The following is a 17,794-nucleotide window of genomic DNA, read 5'->3' on the forward strand; positions in this document are numbered from 1 at the left end:
ACCGTGCGGTCGCGGTACTCGAGGACCTCGGGGAAGTTGTGCCCGGTGTCGACGTGCAGCAGCGAGAAGGGCACGGTCGCCGGAGCGAACGCCTTCAGCGCCAGGTGCAGCATGACGATGGAGTCCTTGCCGCCGGAGAACAGGATCACCGGCCGCTCGAACTCGCCCGCCACCTCGCGGAAGATGTGCACCGCCTCGGACTCGAGCGCGTCCAGGTGGCTGAGGGTGTAGGGGCCGGCCGTACCTTCCTCGCCGCCCTTGACCTCGGCTGCGGTCGTCATGCCAGTCCCCTCTCGCTGAGCAGGGCGTACAGCGACGCCGCGGACTCCTGCACGCTCTGGTTGTGGGACTCGATCCGCAGATCGGGCGACTCAGGCGCCTCGTACGGGTCGTCGACCCCGGTGAGCCCCGAGAGCTCGCCCGCGGCCTGCTTGGCGTACAGGCCCTTCACATCGCGTACGGAGCACACCTCGACCGGGGTCGCGACATGCACCTCGAGGTACGCCGCCCCGCTCTCCTGGTGGCGCTTGCGCACCGCGTCCCGGCTGTCCGCGTACGGCGCGATCACCGGCACCAGGGCCTTGACGCCGTTACGGGCGAGCAGCTCGGCGAGGAAGCCGATGCGCTGCACGTTGGTGTGCCGGTCCTCGCGGCTGAAGCCGAGGCCCGCCGAGATGAACTCGCGGATCTCGTCGCCGTCGAGCACCTCGACGAGGTGGCCCTCCTCGCGCAGCCGCCCGGCCAGCTCGTACGCGATGGTGGTCTTGCCGGCGCTCGGCAGACCCGTGAGCCAGACGGTGGCTCCGGTCGTCACGTGTGTCTCCTGAATCTTTGTCATGGTCAGTCGTGCAGCCCGCACTCGGTCTTGGCGCGTCCCGCCCAGCGGCCGGCGCGCGCGTCCTCGCCCTCCAGGACGCGACGGGTGCAGGGAGCGCAGCCGACGGAGGCGTAGCCGTCCATCAGCAGCGGGTTGGTCAGTACGCCGTGTTCGGCGACGTACGAGTCGACGTCGTCCTCGGTCCAGCGGGCGATCGGGGAGATCTTGACCTTCTGCCGCTTCTCGTCCCAGCCGACGACCGGGGTGTTCGCCCGGGTCGGGGACTCGTCGCGGCGCAGTCCTGTCGCCCAGGCCTGGTAGCCCTTGAGGCCCTCTTCCAGGGGCTGGACCTTGCGGAGCTTGCAGCACAGGTCGGGGTCGCGGTCGTGCAGCTTGGGACCGTACTGCGCGTCCTGCTCGGCGACCGTCTGGCGCGGGGTGAGGGTGATGACGTTGACGTCCATCACGGCCTCGACCGCGTCACGGGTGCCGATGGTCTCCGGGAAGTGGTAGCCGGTGTCGAGGAACACGACGTCCACGCCCTTCATGGCACGGGACGCGAGGTGCGCGACCACCGCGTCCTCCATGGAGGAGGTCACGCAGAAGCGCCTGCCGAACGTGTCGACCGCCCACTGGAGGATCTCCAGCGCGGAGGCGTCCTCCAGGTCGCGCCCGGCCTGCTCGGCGAGCGCCTTCAACTCCTCGGTGGTGCGCTCTTCCTGAGTCGTCGTCATATCGGCTCGTCCCCTCCGGCGTTGGAGTTGTGAAGTCCATGGGCCAGCAGCCCCAGGAACTTCAGCTGGAATGCGCGGTTGCATGCCGCGCATTCCCAGGCGCCGTGACCCTGCTCGTTGGGACGCAGGTCCTCGTCGCCGCAGTAGGGGCAGTAGAAAGGGGCGGCCCGCTCGCTCATGAGAGGGCCTCCTCGCTGGCGCGGGCGGCCCACGTCGCGAACCGCTCGCCGTCCTCGCGCTCGGCCTGGAACCGCTTCAGGACGCGCTCGACGTAGTCCGGCAGCTCCTCCGAAGTGACCTTCAGGCCACGGACCTTGCGGCCGAAGCCGGCCTCCAGGCCGAGAGCGCCGCCCAGGTGTACCTGGAAGCCCTCGACCTGCTCGCCCTTGTCATCGAGGACAAGCTGGCCCTTGAGACCGATGTCCGCCACCTGGATACGGGCGCAGGCGTTCGGGCAGCCGTTGAGATTGATGGTGATCGGCTCGTCGAAGTCCGGGATGCGGCGCTCCAGTTCGTCGATCAGGGAGGCGCCGCGCGCCTTGGTCTCGACGATGGCGAGCTTGCAGTACTCGATGCCGGTGCAGGCCATGGTGCCGCGCCGGAACGGCGAGGGCTTGGCCGTCAGGTCCAGCGCCTCCAGGCCCTCGACGAGGGACTCGACCTGCGACTCCTCGACATCCAGCACGATCATCTTCTGCTCGACGGTCGTACGCAGGCGACCGGAGCCGTGCCCCTCGGCCAGCTCGGCGATCTTCGAGAGCGTCGTGCCGTCCACGCGGCCCACACGCGGCGCGAAACCGACGTAGAAACGGCCGTCCTTCTGCCGGTGCACGCCGATGTGGTCGCGCCAGCGCTCGACGGGCTGGGCGGGTGCCGGGCCGTCGACGAGCTTGCGCTGGAGGTACTCGTCCTCCAGGACCTGGCGGAACTTCTCGGGGCCCCAGTCGGCGACCAGGAACTTCAGGCGGGCGCGGGTACGCAGCCGCCGGTAGCCGTAGTCGCGGAAGATTCCGATCACGCCGGCCCAGACGTCCGGGACCTCGTCCAGCGGGACCCAGGCGCCGAGCCGGACGCCGATCTTGGGGTTGGTGGACAGGCCGCCGCCGACCCACAGGTCGAAGCCGGGGCCGTGCTCGGGGTGCTCGACGCCGACGAGCGCGATGTCGTTGATCTCGTGGGCGACGTCGAGCAGTGGCGAACCGGAGATCGCCGTCTTGAACTTGCGGGGCAGGTTGGAGAATTCCTTGCTGCCGATGAACCGGCTGTGGATCTCGTCGATGGCCGGCGTGCCGTCGATGATCTCGTCCTCGGCGATGCCGGCGACGGGCGAGCCGATGATCACTCGGGGGGTGTCACCGCAGGCCTCGGTGGTGGACAGGCCGACGGCCTCCAGGCGGTTCCAGATCTCGGGAACGTCCTCGATCCGGATCCAGTGCAGCTGGATGTTCTGCCGGTCGGTGATGTCCGCGCTGCCCCGCGCGAACTCCTGCGAGATCTCGCCGATGACGCGCAGCTGCTGGGTGGTGAGGCGTCCGCCGTCGATCCGCACCCGCAGCATGAAGTACTTGTCGTCCAGCTCCTCCGGCTCCAGGATCGCGGTCTTGCCGCCGTCGATCCCGGGCTTGCGCTGGGTGTACAGCCCCCACCAGCGCATACGTCCCCGAAGGTCGTTGGGGTCGATCGAGTCGAACCCGCGCTTGGAGTAGATCGTCTCAATGCGTGTCCGCACATTGAGACCGTCGTCGTCCTTCTTGAACTGCTCGTTGCCGTTGAGCGGGGTGAAGTGACCCGCGGCCCACTGACCCTCACCGCGGTGACGGCTCACCTTGCGGCGGGGCGCTGCGGCAGCAGGGTTCTGCGGGGTGGCGGCCATGGTTCTACGTCCTTCGGGACAGGCGGAATGCGGCTCTTACCTGTGCGGGCGCACGGAAAACGTACGTGCGCGGCTTTGCGCAGGGGGAAACCAAAAAGGGAAAGTCGGCGGTGCTGCGGCTCGTCAGCTCGCCGGACAGATGGCGCTGGACATGCGGCCGAGGTCGACGTGCCGCCGACTCACCAAGGCAATTCCAGTTCCAGACATGACGGAAGCGTGTCACGGCGATCTGGACACAGTCCAGCTTCGTCCGTCATGCGGACATCCTGGTCTCGGAATGTGAGACGAGGGTGTCTTCGGTCACATGGCTTGCGGGCTGCCTTGTCAATGCAGGTCAGGCGGGGTAGGCGCCCGGCCAGGGGCCCGGTGCCGACACTTCCGGCTCTTCCTCGACCTTGGTGTCGAACAGCTTGAACCCCCGGCGCAGGTAGTTGTCCATCGCGTGCTCGCCATCCAGGCTGCAGGTATGCAGCCACACCCGCTTGGTCCCCGGCAGTCCCGGCCAGCGATCCGTGAGGTCCCAGGCGCGGGCGGCGCCGTACGACAGCAGGTGCCCGCCGATCCGCCGCCCGCGGAAGGCCGGAATCAGCCCGAAGTAGACGATCTCCACGACCCCGTCGTCCTGCGGCTCCAGCTCCACGTAGCCCGCGGGCGTGCCCCGGTCGTAGGCGACCCACGTCTCCACACCCGGACGCTCCAGGTGCTCCTGCCACTGCGCGTACGTCCAGCCGAGCCGGTCGATCCAGCGGATGTCCCCGCCCACGGACGCGTACAGGAAGCGGCTGAACTCCGGCGAGGGCACTTCGGAGCGGACGATCCGTACGTCCCCCTCGGGCGCGGCGGCCGGGAGGGCGTCGGTCGGCGCGGTCTGCTCCAGGGACCAGGTGGTCACAGCGATGTTGCTCATGCCGGACAGGGAACCATCTAGTCCAGAGATCTGTCGATCGAGGCCAGCGGCAGTGCGAAGAGCATCCGCGCGGACTGGGACCAGACCTCTCCGGTCTCCTGCCAGTAGGAGAGGGACTCCGTCTGCGGGCTCCAGCAGCGGCGCGTCCCCTCGGATCCGCACTGCGTGGCCCGGGCGCCGTCGGTGTCCTGCCGCCACAGGCCGCCGGGCCCGCCCTGGGTGCCGGCCGCGCGGCTGACGTACCAGTGTGACCGGTACGACAGCACGCCCCGGACCTCGGAGGTCTTCGTCTCGTACGCCTCGTCCGCGTCCGCGTGACCCGCGGCGCCGGTGGCGAGGAGCCCGGAGCGGTCGGGGGCCGTGCTGAAGGAGTAGCGCCACAGGCGGGCGCGCCGGTCGCCGCCGGCGAGGGTCCACTCGCTCGCGACCAGGCTGTCCGGGGTCGTACTGCGGTCCAGGGAGATACCGCCGGGGTGCGGGGCGCCGTCGCCGCCGGTCAGCCGGTAGGAGCCGATGGCCGGCAGTACGTACCGGTAGCCGTGCGCCGACCAGCCGTCGGCCACCCGGCCGATCGCCTCGGCGTCCACCGTGGCGCGCTGGACGCGGTTCATGTCGTAGACGTACAGCGCGGCACGGTCGCCGTCGTCGGCGGTGACCAGCAGTTTGTCCTCGTACCAGACCATGCCGGACACATGGGAGGTGAGCCCCCGGTAGTCGCGGCCGCCGTCGACCGGGACGGCGAGGAGCGCCCAGGTGTAGCTGAGGTGGTCCAGGTCGCCCGCGTCCACGAAGGCGACCCGGGCGAGGCCCCGGTCGGCCGCCGCGCCGCCGCCTGCGGTCCAGCCGGAGAGGATCACGCGGTTCGCGCCCCAGCGGCCGTCGTCGTCCGCGTCCCCGGAGGTGGTGACCGCCCCGGGCTGCCAGCCGGCGGTGTCCGCGGCGTTCCAGCAGTACGCGCGCGTGGCAGCGGGTTCGACGGGCAGCGCCCGCTTCTCGGCGGACGTGCAGTCGGCCGCGGTACGCAGCGTGTGGTCGGCCCCGGCGAGGACGGCGGTGACCCCGACGGGCCGCCCCATCTCCCCTGCGAGCCGGTCGAGGTCGCCTTGCGGCAGCAGGTTCTCCGTCAGTCGCAGCCTGGCGGTCTCGGCGGACGAGGTGAGCGGCTTCAGCGCGCCCGGGTCGCCGGCGACCGTGGCCTGCGAGGCGCTGATCATGGTGGCGGCGGCGGTGAGCGCGAGGGCCGTCCCGGCCAGGAACGCGCGCAGCGCCTGGCCCCGTCTGCGCCGGCGGTGTCTGCCACGTTGCTTCATCCGACCTCCCGAGGCGGGCCAACTGCGCCTGGTGGTCGTCACGTTGACCGAGGAGCAGGTGGGGTGACCCGTACAGGGGATGCTACGGCAGGTGGGGACTGCCGGGGACGAAGACCTCGCAAATATGCCGAAGATGCCACCGGGTGAGTCATTTACGGTAGGAAGGCGGATGCCCGTCCCTCCGTCACCGCCGGTGCCGTCGAGTGCGGCAACAGGTCGCGTGGGTCGTCCGGCAGGAGGACCTCGACGTCCGCGTCTTCGCAGAAACGATAGGGTTGGTGTTCCAGGAATCCCCCGAGGTACTTCCGTACCCGCGACATCTCGGCCCGTACCGTCACCGTGCGGCCCGGATCGCCGAACACGTCGCCGGCCAGGCCCGCGGCACTGCGCCCGGAGCGGTGCACGGCCAACAGGTAGAGCAACTCGGCATGCCGGGGGCTCAGTTCGTGGGACCAGGAACCAGCGCTGCCCGACACCGTCACCGACCAGCTGCGCGGCCGGCCCAGGTCCAGCACGATCCGGGTGGCCGCCTGCGGCAGCGGCTCGGCAGCCTCGTCGGCGGCCCGTACCAGCCAGCCGTCCGCCAGCGGCTCCACCGAGCACAGCCCGAGCGACGGCAGCCACCGGCGGCCCGCCGAGAGCGACTTGGGCAGCGCGATCCGGTTCGTGTACGGCATCCCCGTCACGGCCGCGGTCCAGCCGTCCCGGTCCACCACCACCGCCCGGTCGCCGAGCCGCGCCAGCACCGGCGCCGCCACCGCGCGCAGCTGCTCCAGCGAGCTCTGGTGCAGCTCGCGCAGCCGGGCCTCGGCCAGCTTGGCCACCGAGTCGACCCAGGAGAGCGTGGCCGGATGCATCGTCTCCAGCGGGCCGCTGATGTCCACCACGCCCAGCAGCCGGCCGTCCCGGGGGTCGGTGATCGGCGCGCCCGTACAGGTCCAGGAGGTGTGACTGCGTACGAAGTGCTCGGCGGCGAACACCTGGACGGGCCGGCGCACCACCGCCGGAGTACCCACCCCGTTCGTGCCGACGACGTCCTCACGCCAGTCCGCGCCGAGTTCGAACCCGAGCCCGTCGGCCTTGCGCAGCACCGGCGAACAGCCCTCGCGCCACAGCACCCGGCCCTCCGCGTCGGCGATCACCATGATGTGGTGGGCGACGTCCGCGACCTGGAGCAGCCCCGCGCGCAGCACCGGCAGGACGTGCCGCAGCGGGGACTCCTCCCGGCGCCGCTGGACCTCGTCCTGGGCGAGCAGCCCCGATCTGAAGTCGTGCTCGGGGTCGACGCCGCTGCGCAGCATGCGCCCCCAGGACTGTTCGATCACGGGGCGGGGAGCGATGCGCGCGCGCTGTCCGGCGAGCGTGGCGTCGCGCACGTCGCTGAGCATCCGCGCCGCGCGCGCCGCGTCGACGGCGGCGAGTTGCGTCACGTTCTTCGGCGAGTTCGCCACTGGGTCCTCCCAGGAGGGGCCTGCGACAACCGGACGATGTCAAGCCCCTCGGCCGACGGTTTCCGGTCCTGTTCCGCTGGTTCAGATGGTGCGTCACATACTGCCGCTCGCCGATGACGGAGGGACACAGTCCGGACACAGAGACCAGCAAGTTGCAACCCCTTGCAACCCTGGTGAATATCCAAGGGGTGTTTGAAACTTGACCTACGCCGCTCCCGAGCGGCGTTTCTGGCCTCGCAGGGCCAACTTCGCGGGGGTGGTGCCGTGTCGGCGCAGCACCACCCCCGCGCAGTCATGTGGCGCATACCCGCAGGTCAGGACACCGGCTGAGCCCGTTCGACGATCGACGCCAGGTCCAGGGTGTGCGGCAGGGTCCCGAAGGCCGCGCCCCAGTCGCCGCCGAGCCGCGAGGCGCAGAACGCGTCCGCGACCTCGGGCGGCGCGTACTGGACGAGCAGCGCGCCCTGGAGCACCAGCGCCAGCCGCTCGGCGAGCCGCCGGGCCCGCCCCTCGATGCCCTCCAGGTCGGCGAGTTCGGTCAGCAGGCCCTTGATCGCCCCGTCCAGCCGGTGGTCGGCGCCGCGCGCCCGCCCCACCTCCTGGAGGTAGGCGTTCAGCGCCTGCGGCTCCCGTTGCAGCGCCCGCAGCACGTCCAGCGCCTGGACGTTGCCCGCGCCCTCCCAGACCGAGTTCAGCGGCGACTCGCGCACCAGCCGGGGCAGGCCCGACTCCTCGACGTAGCCGTTGCCGCCCAGGCACTCCGCGGCCTCCACCGTCACCGGCGTACACCGCTTGGTCACCCAGTACTTGGCCGCCGGCACCGCGATCCGCAGCAGTGCCCGCTCCTGCTCGCCCCCGTCGTCGTAGGCGGCCGCGAGGCGCAGCGCGAGGGTCGTCGCCGCCTCCGACTCGAGCGCGAGATCGGCCAGAACATTGCGCATCAGCGGCTTGTCGAGGAGCCGGCCGCCGAACGCCTCCCGGTACGTGCAGTGGTGCACCGCCTGCGCCACGGCCTGCCGCATCAGGCCCGCCGAGCCCAGCACGCAGTCCAGGCGGGTCGCCGCGACCATCTCGATGATGGTGCGCACCCCGCGCCCCTCCGCACCGACCCGGCGCGCCCACGTCCCGTCGAACTCGACCTCTGAGGAGGCGTTCGACCGGTTGCCCAGCTTGTCCTTGAGCCGCTGGATCAGGAACACGTTGCGCGAGCCGTCCTCCAGCACGCGCGGCACGAGGAAGCACGTCAGTCCCTCCGGGGCCTGCGCCAGCACCAGGAACCCGTCCGACATCGGCGCCGAGCAGAACCACTTGTGCCCGGTCAGCGCATACGTCCCGGCCTCCGCGAGCGGCACGGCCGCCGTGCTGTTCGCCCGCACATCGCTGCCGCCCTGCTTCTCGGTCATGCCCATCCCGAACAGCGCCCCCGCCTTGAGACGGGCGGGCCGCAGCTCACGGTCGTAGATCGTGGACGTCAGCCGCGGCTCCCACTCGGCGGCGAGCTCCGGGTCGTGGCGCAGGGCCGGTACGGCCGCGTGGGTCATCGACAGCGGGCAGCCGTTGCCGGCCTCGACCTGCGTCCACACCAGGAACCCGGCCGCCCGCCGCACATGCCCGCCCGGCCGGACCCAGGCCCCGGTCAGGCCCGCCGCGACGCCCTTGCCGAGCAGCCGGTGCCAGGCCGGGTGGAAGTCGACCTCGTCGATCCGGTTGCCGTAGCGGTCGTGCGTCCGCAGCCTCGGCGGGTTCTCGTTGGCCTGCACCCCCCACTCCTGCGACTGCGTCGACCCGGCGGCCCGACCCAGCGCCGCGAGCTCGCCGCGCGCCTCGTCCAGCACCGCCGGATCGACATGCCGTTCGACCGCCTCCGTCAGCGCCCGGTCGGCGGAGTAGACGTCGTATCCGGTCAGGGGCGGGGGCTGATTGGTCACGGTGTGCGTACTGCCTGCCATGCCCGGAACCTACCCGCCACCGGGGCGGTCATGACCGCCCTGACACGGCTTGCGGCGGCCCCGGGGCTGCCGAGCCGGGAGAGGGCCGGGGCGATGGCGACCGCGGTGAGGCCGGGGCGGCTGTGCGGGGACAGCCGCCGATCGGTGCCGATGACGACCGTGCCGGTGGGCGGCCGCGGTGGCTGCCCGGGTCAGCCCAGCCGGGACAGCGCCGTCGCCAGTGGGTCCTGCGCCAGTGCCTCCTCCGGCCAGCCCGGGCGGTAGACGGTGTCGAGATAGCGTTCGCCGAGGTCCGGGGCGATGGCGACCGCGGTGAGGCCGGGGCGGCCGTGGTGGGACAGCCACTGGGCGGCGCCGCTGACGACCGTGCCGGTGGAGCCGCCGAACAGGAAGCCCCGTCCGGCCAGCCGGCGGCAGGTGCGGACGGTGTCCGGCTCCTCGACGCGGACGACGTCGTCGACGTAGGACGGGTCGAGCAGCGGTGGCGGCACGCTGGTGCCCAGGCCCGGGATCATCCGGCGGGCCGGCGGGTCGCCGAAGGTCACCGAGCCGACGCTGTCGACGGCGACCACCCGCACCCGGCGCCGCCACTGCCAGAACCAGCGGGCGCAGCCCATCAGCGTGCCGGTGGTGCCGACCCCGCGCACCCGCCCCACCGGGAAACTCACCGAACGGGCAGTGCATCTGCTATTACCGGTTCCGCTTTTTTCCGACCATACAAATTCTGCCAACACGGGCATGACCGAAAAATGGTTCGATTTCACCTGTCGTTTCTGGTGGGTTGCTCATCGATTTCTGCCGCATTGCGCTGCGGGAGGGAAGGGAGCGGTGCCACAGGCGCGGCCGGACCGACCGTCACACCGGAGGTGAGCGCATGCACGTGCGACGGATACCTTTAGGGCGTGCAGCCAGCAAGTCAGTCTTCCGAGCAACCCGAGAGCCCCTCCGGGCGTCTCCACCGGGCGCGTGCCCTCTACCGGAACGTCTCCAAACGCAGGACCGCCTGGCTGCTCCTGAAGGACACCGTCAACTCGTGCATCGAGTACCGCATCCTGGGCCTCGCGGCCGAGGCGGCGTTCTTCTCGCTGCTGTCCGTGCCGCCGCTGCTGCTGAGCCTCATCGGACTGCTCGGCTACGTCGACGACTGGACCGGCACCGACAGCATCAGCAGCCTCGAGAGCAACATCTTGGAGGCCTCGCGCACCGTCCTGTCCGACAAGGGCGTCAGGGAGATCGCGCAGCCGATCCTGGACGACGTGATGAAGGGCGGCCGCCCCGACGTCATCTCCATAGGCTTCCTGTTCGCGCTCTGGTCCGGCTCCCGCGCGGTGAACGTCTTCATCGACACCATCACTGTCATGTACGGCCTCGACGGCGTCCGCGGGATCGTCAAGACCCGTCTGGTGGCCTTCCTGCTGTTCATCGGGGCGCTGCTGATCGGCTCGGTCGCGCTGCCGCTGATGGTCGCGGGCCCGGACGCGGTGGTGCGGATCCTGCCCTGGTCGACGACGGTGGTGCAGGTCCTGTACTGGCCCGTGGTGATCGTGCTGTCCATCGCCTTCCTGACGACGCTCTACCACGTGTCCGTGCCGGTGCGCTCCCCGTGGATCGAGGACGTGCCCGGCGCCCTCGTGGCGCTCGCCATGTGGGTGCTGGGCAGCTTCCTGCTCCGCATCTACCTCCAGAACACCATCGAGGGCGCGACGATCTACGGCTCCCTCGCCGCCGCCGTCGCCGTACTGCTGTGGATCGGTGTGTCCGCCTTCGCCGTGCTCGTCGGGGCCGCGGTCAACGCCGCGATCGACCGCGTCTGGCCGGCCGCCGCGACCGCCGCCGCCCGCGCGGCCAACGAACGGCTGCGGGAGGAGGTGGCCGCGGAGTACGTCGCCCGGGTGACGGCCGCACGTTCGTACCACGACGACGCCGACGATGATCCCGACGACCCCGACATGCCGTCCGAGTTCCCCGAGCGCTGGTCCCGGTTCCTGCCACCGGAGGACGTGACGGGACGGCTCCGGACGCATGCGAAGAGTTCCCCGAAGGGGAACGGGAACGCGGAGGAACCGCGCCCGGAGAAGTGACCGGCGGGGCCGGTGTCGCTCACGCCTCCCAGGCCCCGCAGCCGCAGCCTCCCGCGCGAAGTCCGTCGCGCACCCGGTGGCCCGGCGTCCCGGCCCGGAGCGTCCCCCCCTCGGCCGTGCCCGCTCCTCGCCCCGCGACGTCGGCACGACACCGGCACCAGTCGCCGTACGCCGAGCGAGACCGCCTCATGGGCGAGCAGCCACGACCGCTTCCGGCGCGTCCGGCGAACCCACGTCGGACGAGTACACCAAGCAGGACGAGTCCCGGGTCCAGTCTCGACGTCGCTCGAGCGGCGGTCAGGACGTGGTCCTGGCCCGCCTCCTCGGCCCGCTGGTCATCGCCGTGCTCCGGGCCTGGTTCCTCCTGCCCCGAGGCCGGGGCGTCGGGCTGGTTCGGGGCACCGGCCGCTCCGGGTCGGGCTACGGCCCGCGTCTCCTCCAGGACGGCCCGCTCGCCTCGCTCGCGGCCGAAGCGGGCGTCTTGGGGGCCCGCACCGGCCGGCCGCCCCACGGACCTCGTGGGCGCGCCCCCGATGTCGTTCCTCACCGGCCGGCGCCTCGCCCTCGCCACCGACGACACCCTCGAAGGCATCGCCGGCGGGGTCGGCCACGGCAGCGCGTCCGTCGCGTCCGACACCTGCAAGCGGGCGTACGTCCTCAACCCGCAGGAACACCGGACGCGCGCCGCGTAGCCTGGCCCACGTGTACGCGGAGCGGCCCTCCCGCCTGGCCGGTGCGGTGGTGTGGACGAACACCCCGTCGGCGCCCGGCGCGCGCCCCGTGCTGCCCGACGGCTGTATGGACCTGCTGTGGACCGAGGGCCGGCTGCTGGTCGCCGGTCCGGACACGCGGGCGCACGTCCCGGGCGGCCCGCCCGCGCACTGGGCGGGCGTCCGCTTCCACCCCGGCACCGCGCCCGCCCTCCTCGGCGTACCGGCGCACGAACTGCGCGACCGGCGCGTGGAGCTGGCCGACCTGTGGCCGGCCGCGGAAGTACGGCGCCTGTGCGGCCGCGTCGACGCGGCCGCCGACCCGGTGACCGCGCTGGAGGACATCGCGATGGACCTGGCGGCGGACACGGCCCCGCCCGACCCCCTCCTGACGCGGCTGGTCGCCGCCCTGGACGCGGGCCACCCGGTCGCCGCGACCGCAGACGAACTCGGCCTGGGCGCACGCCAGTTGCACCGCCGCTCACTCGCCGCCTTCGGCTACGGCCCCAAGACGCTGGCCCGCATCCTGCGCCTGCAACGGGCCCTCGCCCTGGCCCGCAACGGCGTCCCCCACGCCGAGACGGCGGCCCGGGCCGGATACGCCGACCAGGCCCATCTGGCCCGGAACGTGCGGGAGTTGACGGGAATGACGCTGGGAGAGCTACTCGACAGGTCCTAGCGGCGCGAACAGATCGACCCCGTTTCCGTCGGGGTCGAGTACGACGGCGTACCGCTGCCCCCAGAAGGCGTCCCACGGCTTCAGCTCGCCGCGACACCCGGCGCTCACCAGCTCCTCGAACACGGCGTCGACCTCCCCCGGCCCCTCGCAGCGCAGCGCGAGCGCAGCCCGGCCCCCACCGGACGGTGCCCGCCACTCCGGGCGGAAGGAGCGGACGGTGTCCTCCGTGTCCAGCAACAGGCGTAGCCCGCCCGGCAGTTCGGCCTCGGCGTGCGGCTCCTGCTCGGACCCTTCGGGGAACGCGAACCCGAGCCGGCGGTAGAAGGCGACGGAGGCGGCCATGTCGGAGACGACCAGCCCGATGGCATCGAATCGTGGACTCATACGGCCACCGTAGGCAGGGACCCGGCCGCCGGTCTTGAACGAATCGGACACGCCCGTCAGCCGAAGGTCACCGGCCCCCGGGGCGTCTCCACCATGAACGACAGCCCCACCGGCCCCTCCGTGAGCGCGAGATCCGTGCCCAGCGCGGTCAGCAAGGGCCGGATCTCGTCCGGGTCGGGAGCGGTCGCGGACAGGGCCAGCAGAGGAGTGACGGGCAGGCCGGATGCCGAGGGGTGGGCCGAGGCGCCCCAGTCGATGAGGAACGGCACCAGTCCGGAGGGATGCGCCGAGGCCCCGTCGGTCAGGCGCCACTCCAGCAGGGTGCCGTCGGGGCGGCGGCGGCTCATCGCCCGTACGTCGCCCGGGTCGTAGCCCCGGGCACGCGCGGCCGCGACCGTCGCGTCCAGGTCGGACGGGCTGATCGCCCAGGTGATCGTCCGCGGGGCGGCCAGGCCGTCGACACCGAAGGGGCGCGGGCCCGACGGCTCGGGCTGCTCCGGGTCCGGCCCGATGATCTCCAGATAGCTCGTGCCGCCCAGACCGACGAGGTGGTTGCGGGTGCCGAGCCCGACATGGACACCGCCGGGGGCGGGCGTCACACCGGTACGCCGGGCGAAGTCGGCGACGGTCGCCACCAGATCGGGGGTCGCCAGGACGAGGTGATCCAGCAACGGGACAGAGGCGTTGGCGTTCATCCCGCCAGAGACTACGCGCCCCACTCCTCCCGACAACCCCATCTGTGGAACACCTGTGCGGCAGGATGGGCCCGTGATCCGTACACCCGGAGCTGCCCGACGCAGCCCGTCCGAGACGCCACCGCCGACCGGACCAGCTGCACGCGCGACGGCGACGCCTGGTACCGCAGCGCCGGTGAGCAGAGCGAGTACGCCGTCCCGAAGAAGGGCTACGTCGTCCGGGTCGGCGGCGACGGCGTCCCGCGCGACGTCCTGCGCGCGGCGGCCCACAAGGTCCACCGCCCCTCCGCCGACGAACTCGACGCCCTCCTGCCGTCCGCCGCCCCCGCGGCGACCGAACCCGTCGAACGCGGCGACCTGCCCACCGTCGGCGACGGGGCACCGAACAACAACCCGGGGGCCGGCGGCTGACCACCGGTCCGCCGCAACCCCCTGCCCGGTCGGCCAAAAGGGTGTCGCCGCCCAGCCGCGCGAGTGTTTCACGCACCCGGCGTACTCGCCGGGCGGCCCGGCGGCTAGGCATCCCCAGTGACGACCGACGACGCGACACAGGGCAGAAGGGGGCGTGCCGTGGACCGCGAGCTGCCCGCAGGCCGGGCCCGCCACCGCGGCGAGCGCCTGGCCGACGCCGCCGACGCCCGGCTGCCGTTGTACGACGGCGGCGGCGCACTCCTGCGCAAGGCCTTCCCCCACCACTGGTCGTTCTTCCTCGGCGAGCTGGCGCTCTACAGCCTGATCGTCCTGCTGCTGACGGGCGTCTGGCTGACCTTCTTCTTCGAACCCGAGATGCGCGAGGTCGTCTACGACGGCTCGTACGTGCCCCTGCGCGGCATCCTCATGTCCGCGGCCTTCGACTCCACCCTGCACATCAGCTTCGACGTGCGCGGCGGACTGCTCATCCGGCAGCTGCACCACTGGGCGGCCCTCGTCTTCGTCGCCGCGATCGGCGTGCATCTGCTGCGGATCTTCTTCACCGGCGCCTTCCGCAGGCCCCGGGAGATGAACTGGGTCATCGGCGTCACCCTCCTGACGCTCGCCCTGGCCGAGGGGTTCGCGGGCTACTCGCTCCCCGACGACCTGCTCTCCGGCACGGGACTGCGCATCGCGCAGGGCATCATGCTGTCCCTCCCGGTGGTGGGCACCTACGTGAGCATGTTCGCGTTCGGGGCCGAGTTCCCGGGGCAGGACATCGTGACCCGGCTGTACAGCCTGCACATCCTGCTGCTGCCCGGCGTGTTGATCGCCCTGGTCACCGTCCACCTGATCCTGGTCTTCCACCTGAAGCACACCCAGTGGCGCGGCCCGGGCAAGACCGACACGAACGCCGTCGGCAAGCCGATGGTCCCTCAGTTCACGGCGTCCTCGGCCGGCCTGTCCCTCATGGCCTTCGGCGTGCTGACCCTGCTCGCCGGGCTCGCACAGATCAACCCGGTCTGGGTCTACGGCCCCTACCGCCCGGACGTCGTGTCGACCGGCTCCCAGCCCGACTTCTACGTCGGCTTCCTGGAGGGCGCGCTACGGCTCGTGCCGCCCTGGGAGACGAACCTCGCCGGCCACACCCTCATGTGGAACGTCCTGCTGCCTGCCGTCGTCCTTCCCGGTCTCTTCTTCCTCGTCCTGTACGTGTATCCCTTCGTCGAGCAGCGGCTCACGGGGGAGTGGGAGCGGGAACACCATCTGTGCGACCGCCCGCGCGAACGCCCCGTGCGCACCGGGCTCGGCGTCGCCGGCATCGTCTTCTACGGCGTTCTGCTGCTGGGCGGCGGCAACGACGTCATCGCCCTGGCGTTCCGCATCTCCGTGAACGTCATCACCTGGATCCTGCGCGTCGCCCTCGTCGTGGGCCCGGTCCTGGCCTTCATGGTCACCCGGCGTCTGTGCCACGCCCTGCTGGAGTCGGAGCACGAACGCCTGACCGAGGGCGAGGAGACCGGTGAGGTGCGTCAGTCCGTCGCCGGGGGCTACGAGAGCGACCAGGTGCCGGTGGAGCAGTTCCGGCCCGGTGCCCCCAGGACCCCGATCAGCCCTCCCGGCCGGCGTACTGGAACACCATTCCGTACACCCCGGCTCCCAGTACGCCGACGCCGATGAGGAACAGCCACAGCCCGTACACCACCCCCGTCGCGGCGACCGCGAACCCGGCGGCGGTGACGATCGGCCAGCGGCTCTCCGGCGGGAAGAACTCCAGCGGCCCGGCGCCGTCGGCCACCTCGGCGTCGGGGCGGTCCTGGGGGCGCCGTCCCCTGCGCCGGTAGTTCATCGCGCAGAAGAACGAGATCACCGCGGCCATGAGGAAGGCGACGATCAGCGCCGCCGTACCGGCCGGATCGGCGTGCGACCAGATGCCGTAGAGCACCGCGGTGCCCCCGAAGAAGGCGGCGACACCGCCGAACAGCCACGCCTCAGTCCGCATGGGGCAACTGCTCCCGTCTCCGCTGCGCGATGGTCGGATGGTGCAGATCGAAGGCCGGCGCCTCCGAGCGCACCCGGGGCAGCGCCACGAAGTTGTGCCGGGGCGGCGGACAGGACGTCGCCCACTCCAGTCCCCGCCCGTACCCCCAGGGGTCGTCCACCTGGACCCGCTGCCCGTGCCGGCTCGTGTGCCACACGTTGTAGAGGAACGGCAGGGTGGAGACACCGAGCAGGAACGCTCCCGCCGTCGAGAGCGTGTTGAGCAGCGTGAAACCGTCGCCGGGCAGATAGTCGGCGTACCGCCGCGGCATGCCCTGCTCGCCGAGCCAGTGCTGGACCAGAAACGTCAGCTGGAACCCCGGGAACAGCAGCCAGAAGTGCAGCTTGCCCAACCGCTCGTCCAGCATCTTCCCGGTGAACTTCGGCCACCAGAAGTAGAACCCGGCGAACATCGCGAAGACCACGGTGCCGAACAGCACGTAGTGCAGGTGCGCCACGATGAAGTACGAGTCGGTGAGGTGGAAGTCCAGCGGCGGCGACGCGATGAGCACCCCGCTCAGCCCGCCCAGCAGGAACGACATCAGGAACCCCATCGCCCACAGCATCGGTGTCTCGAAGGACAGGGACCCGTTGTGCATCGTGCCGATCCACGCGAAGAACTTGATGCCGGTGGGCACGGCGATCAGGAACGACATCAGCGAGAAGAACGGCAGCAGCACCGCGCCCGTCGCGAACATGTGGTGCGCCCACACCACCGCGGACAGCATGGTGATCGCGATCGTCGCACCGATCATCGGCAGATAGCCGAAGAGCGGCTTGCGCGAGAACACCGGGATGATCTCCGTGATGATCCCGAAGAACGGCAGCGCCACGATGTACACCTCGGGATGGCCGAAGAACCAGAACAGGTGCTGCCACAGGATGGCGCCGCCGTTCGTCGCGTCGAAGACGTGCGAGGCGAACTTCCGGTCCGACTCCAGCGCCAGCAGCGTCGCCGTCAGCACCGGGAACGCGGGCAGCACCAGGATCGACGTGAACAGCACGTTCCAGGTGAAGATCGGCATCCGGAACATCGTCAGTCCCGGGGCGCGCAGACACAGGATCGTGGTGATGAAGTTGACCGCGCCCAGCGTGGTGGACACGCCGGTGACCACGAGCCCCATCACCCACAGGTCACCGCCCGCGCCGGGCGAGTGGTAGGCGCTGTTCAGCGGCGCGTACGCGAACCAGCCGAACGCCGCCGCGCCGCCCGGCACCAGGAACCCCGAGACGACCATCAGGCCGCCGAAGAGGTACATCCAGTAGGACAACGCGTTGAGCCGGGGGAAGGCCACGTCCGGCGCGCCGATCTGGAGCGGCATCACGGCGTTCGCGAACCCGGCGAACATCGGGGTCGCGAACAGCAGCATCATGATCGTGCCGTGGATGGTGACGAACTGGTTGTAGCCGTGCTCGCTGAGGAACTGCAGCCCGGGACGCGCGAGTTCGGCCCGCATACCGAGCGCCAGCAGACCGGCGAAGAGGAAGAAACAGAACGCCGTGACCATGTACAGGCGTCCGATCTCCTTGTGGTCGGTCGTGGACGCCCAGCGCAGCAGCGTACGGCCCAAGGAGCTGCGGGACGCGGAGGGCCGCCGGAGTTCCTCGGTGCTCTCCGACAGTTCGGTCATCGTCCTCCTCCACGGCGGTACCCCGGCGGCACCGGCGCCACCAGGTGCGGACGGCTCTCCGTGCGACGCTACTGCCCGTGACCGGGGGAAGGCGCCCGCGCCACGCCTCCTGTCCGCCGACG

General features: G+C 71.3%; 19 protein-coding genes and 1 pseudogene. 5 read left to right on the forward strand and 15 right to left on the reverse strand.

All coding sequences use genetic code 11. The features are described 5' to 3' along the window. The 11 genes and pseudogenes from ABT114_RS12095 to ABT114_RS12145 all read right to left on the reverse strand — a co-directional run. Positions 1–281 (reverse strand): phosphoadenosine phosphosulfate reductase domain-containing protein (locus tag ABT114_RS12095; protein ID WP_351141391.1); only part of this gene is annotated, 281 nt, incomplete at its 3' end. Further along, positions 278–838 (reverse strand): adenylyl-sulfate kinase, encoded by a 561-nt coding sequence (gene cysC, locus ABT114_RS12100; protein ID WP_351141393.1) that lies wholly within the window; start codon positions 836–838, stop codon positions 278–280. The genes cysC and ABT114_RS12095, both read right to left, overlap by 4 nt. 2 nt (positions 839–840) lie before the next feature. After that, positions 841–1,551 carry a phosphoadenylyl-sulfate reductase gene (locus ABT114_RS12105; RefSeq protein WP_351141395.1) on the reverse strand — a complete coding sequence of 237 codons (711 nt, stop codon included), beginning with the start codon at positions 1,549–1,551 and terminating at the stop codon, positions 841–843. Further along, positions 1,548–1,730, reverse strand: coding sequence for a hypothetical protein (locus ABT114_RS12110; protein ID WP_351141397.1), 183 nt, complete (start codon positions 1,728–1,730; stop codon positions 1,548–1,550). Before ABT114_RS12110 ends, ABT114_RS12105 begins: the two co-directional genes overlap by 4 nt. Continuing rightward, positions 1,727–3,424: a nitrite/sulfite reductase gene (locus ABT114_RS12115; RefSeq protein WP_351141399.1), complete on the reverse strand. Its 1,698-nt coding sequence runs from the start codon at positions 3,422–3,424 to the stop codon at positions 1,727–1,729. The genes ABT114_RS12110 and ABT114_RS12115 overlap by 4 nt, the downstream gene beginning before the upstream one ends. Before the next feature lie 123 nt (positions 3,425–3,547). Further along, on the reverse strand, positions 3,548–3,631 hold the full coding sequence (locus ABT114_RS12120; protein WP_309486338.1) for a putative leader peptide: 84 nt from the start codon (positions 3,629–3,631) through the stop codon (positions 3,548–3,550). A gap of 127 nt (positions 3,632–3,758) precedes the next feature. After that, positions 3,759–4,331, reverse strand: coding sequence for a GNAT family N-acetyltransferase (locus tag ABT114_RS12125; protein ID WP_351141402.1), 573 nt, complete (start codon positions 4,329–4,331; stop codon positions 3,759–3,761). Positions 4,332–4,348: 17 nt separating this feature from the next. Then, positions 4,349–5,641 carry a hypothetical protein gene (locus ABT114_RS12130; RefSeq protein WP_351141404.1) on the reverse strand — a complete coding sequence of 431 codons (1,293 nt, stop codon included), beginning with the start codon at positions 5,639–5,641 and terminating at the stop codon, positions 4,349–4,351. 152 nt (positions 5,642–5,793) lie between these two features. Beyond that, positions 5,794–7,092: a GAF domain-containing protein gene (locus ABT114_RS12135; RefSeq protein WP_351141406.1), complete on the reverse strand. Its 1,299-nt coding sequence runs from the start codon at positions 7,090–7,092 to the stop codon at positions 5,794–5,796. Positions 7,093–7,406: 314 nt separating this feature from the next. After that, positions 7,407–9,041 (reverse strand): acyl-CoA dehydrogenase family protein, encoded by a 1,635-nt coding sequence (locus ABT114_RS12140; RefSeq protein WP_351141408.1) that lies wholly within the window; start codon positions 9,039–9,041, stop codon positions 7,407–7,409. Positions 9,042–9,232: 191 nt separating this feature from the next. After that, positions 9,233–9,682 (reverse strand): annotated as a pseudogene (locus ABT114_RS12145) (pyridoxal-phosphate dependent enzyme); the annotation flags it as partial. A gap of 261 nt (positions 9,683–9,943) precedes the next feature. On the opposite strand from ABT114_RS12145, the gene ABT114_RS12150 reads away from it, so the two are divergent. The 3 genes from ABT114_RS12150 (at position 9,944) to ABT114_RS12160 (ending at position 12,511) form a co-directional block, all read left to right on the forward strand. Further along, on the forward strand, positions 9,944–11,122 hold the full coding sequence (locus tag ABT114_RS12150; RefSeq protein WP_351141410.1) for a YihY/virulence factor BrkB family protein: 1,179 nt from the start codon (positions 9,944–9,946) through the stop codon (positions 11,120–11,122). Between the two features lie 533 nt (positions 11,123–11,655). Beyond that, on the forward strand, positions 11,656–11,814 hold the full coding sequence (locus ABT114_RS12155; RefSeq protein WP_351141412.1) for a hypothetical protein: 159 nt from the start codon (positions 11,656–11,658) through the stop codon (positions 11,812–11,814). Positions 11,815–11,824: 10 nt separating this feature from the next. Then, entirely contained in the window at positions 11,825–12,511 is a 687-nt protein-coding gene (locus ABT114_RS12160; protein ID WP_351141414.1) for a helix-turn-helix domain-containing protein, read from the forward strand. On the opposite strand, the gene ABT114_RS12165 is transcribed toward ABT114_RS12160, so the two are convergent. Together ABT114_RS12165 and ABT114_RS12170 are read right to left on the reverse strand one after the other, a co-directional pair. Next, the gene (locus ABT114_RS12165; protein ID WP_351141416.1) at positions 12,494–12,895 is read right to left on the reverse strand and encodes a VOC family protein; all 402 of its coding nucleotides are present in this window, start codon (positions 12,893–12,895) and stop codon (positions 12,494–12,496) included. The two genes, ABT114_RS12160 and ABT114_RS12165, sit on opposite strands and share 18 nt — an antisense overlap. Positions 12,896–12,951: 56 nt before the next feature. Continuing rightward, complete coding sequence (locus ABT114_RS12170) at positions 12,952–13,590, reverse strand: VOC family protein (protein ID WP_351141418.1); 639 nt, start codon at positions 13,588–13,590, stop codon at positions 12,952–12,954. Between ABT114_RS12170 and ABT114_RS12175 the strand changes: the two genes are divergently transcribed. Then, on the forward strand, positions 13,555–14,001 hold the full coding sequence (locus ABT114_RS12175; protein ID WP_351141420.1) for a hypothetical protein: 447 nt from the start codon (positions 13,555–13,557) through the stop codon (positions 13,999–14,001). The two genes, ABT114_RS12170 and ABT114_RS12175, sit on opposite strands and share 36 nt — an antisense overlap. Before the next feature lie 159 nt (positions 14,002–14,160). After that, on the forward strand, positions 14,161–15,681 hold the full coding sequence (qcrB, locus tag ABT114_RS12180) for a cytochrome bc1 complex cytochrome b subunit (protein ID WP_502988320.1): 1,521 nt from the start codon (positions 14,161–14,163) through the stop codon (positions 15,679–15,681). Here the strand turns inward: qcrB and ctaF are convergent. Then, complete coding sequence (ctaF, locus tag ABT114_RS12185) at positions 15,611–16,003, reverse strand: aa3-type cytochrome oxidase subunit IV (protein ID WP_351141422.1); 393 nt, start codon at positions 16,001–16,003, stop codon at positions 15,611–15,613. The two genes, qcrB and ctaF, sit on opposite strands and share 71 nt — an antisense overlap. Next, the gene (gene ctaD, locus ABT114_RS12190) at positions 15,993–17,672 is read right to left on the reverse strand and encodes an aa3-type cytochrome oxidase subunit I (protein WP_351141424.1); all 1,680 of its coding nucleotides are present in this window, start codon (positions 17,670–17,672) and stop codon (positions 15,993–15,995) included. Before ctaD ends, ctaF begins: the two co-directional genes overlap by 11 nt. Between the last annotated feature and the right edge of the window lie 122 nt (positions 17,673–17,794).

Source organism: Streptomyces sp. NPDC002088 (genome assembly GCF_040296605.1).
Classification (GTDB): domain Bacteria; phylum Actinomycetota; class Actinomycetes; order Streptomycetales; family Streptomycetaceae; genus Streptomyces.

What these genes read in the sequence shown, in the direction of transcription:
- ABT114_RS12125 (WP_351141402.1), bottom strand. Translation starts at nt 4,331, where the DNA reads ATGAGCAACATCGCTGTGACCACCTGGTCCCTGGAGCAGACCGCGCCG.
- ABT114_RS12115 (WP_351141399.1), bottom strand. Translation starts at nt 3,424, where the DNA reads ATGGCCGCCACCCCGCAGAACCCTGCTGCCGCAGCGCCCCGCCGCAAG.
- ctaF (WP_351141422.1), bottom strand. Translation starts at nt 16,003, where the DNA reads ATGCGGACTGAGGCGTGGCTGTTCGGCGGTGTCGCCGCCTTCTTCGGG.
- ABT114_RS12140 (WP_351141408.1), bottom strand. Translation starts at nt 9,041, where the DNA reads ATGGCAGGCAGTACGCACACCGTGACCAATCAGCCCCCGCCCCTGACC.
- cysC (WP_351141393.1), bottom strand. Translation starts at nt 838, where the DNA reads ATGACAAAGATTCAGGAGACACACGTGACGACCGGAGCCACCGTCTGG.
- ABT114_RS12110 (WP_351141397.1), bottom strand. Translation starts at nt 1,730, where the DNA reads ATGAGCGAGCGGGCCGCCCCTTTCTACTGCCCCTACTGCGGCGACGAG.
- ABT114_RS12165 (WP_351141416.1), bottom strand. Translation starts at nt 12,895, where the DNA reads ATGAGTCCACGATTCGATGCCATCGGGCTGGTCGTCTCCGACATGGCC.
- ABT114_RS12120 (WP_309486338.1), bottom strand. Translation starts at nt 3,631, where the DNA reads ATGTCTGGAACTGGAATTGCCTTGGTGAGTCGGCGGCACGTCGACCTC.
- ABT114_RS12105 (WP_351141395.1), bottom strand. Translation starts at nt 1,551, where the DNA reads ATGACGACGACTCAGGAAGAGCGCACCACCGAGGAGTTGAAGGCGCTC.
- ctaD (WP_351141424.1), bottom strand. Translation starts at nt 17,672, where the DNA reads ATGACCGAACTGTCGGAGAGCACCGAGGAACTCCGGCGGCCCTCCGCG.
- ABT114_RS12170 (WP_351141418.1), bottom strand. Translation starts at nt 13,590, where the DNA reads ATGAACGCCAACGCCTCTGTCCCGTTGCTGGATCACCTCGTCCTGGCG.
- ABT114_RS12130 (WP_351141404.1), bottom strand. Translation starts at nt 5,641, where the DNA reads ATGAAGCAACGTGGCAGACACCGCCGGCGCAGACGGGGCCAGGCGCTG.
- ABT114_RS12155 (WP_351141412.1), top strand. Translation starts at nt 11,656, where the DNA reads ATGTCGTTCCTCACCGGCCGGCGCCTCGCCCTCGCCACCGACGACACC.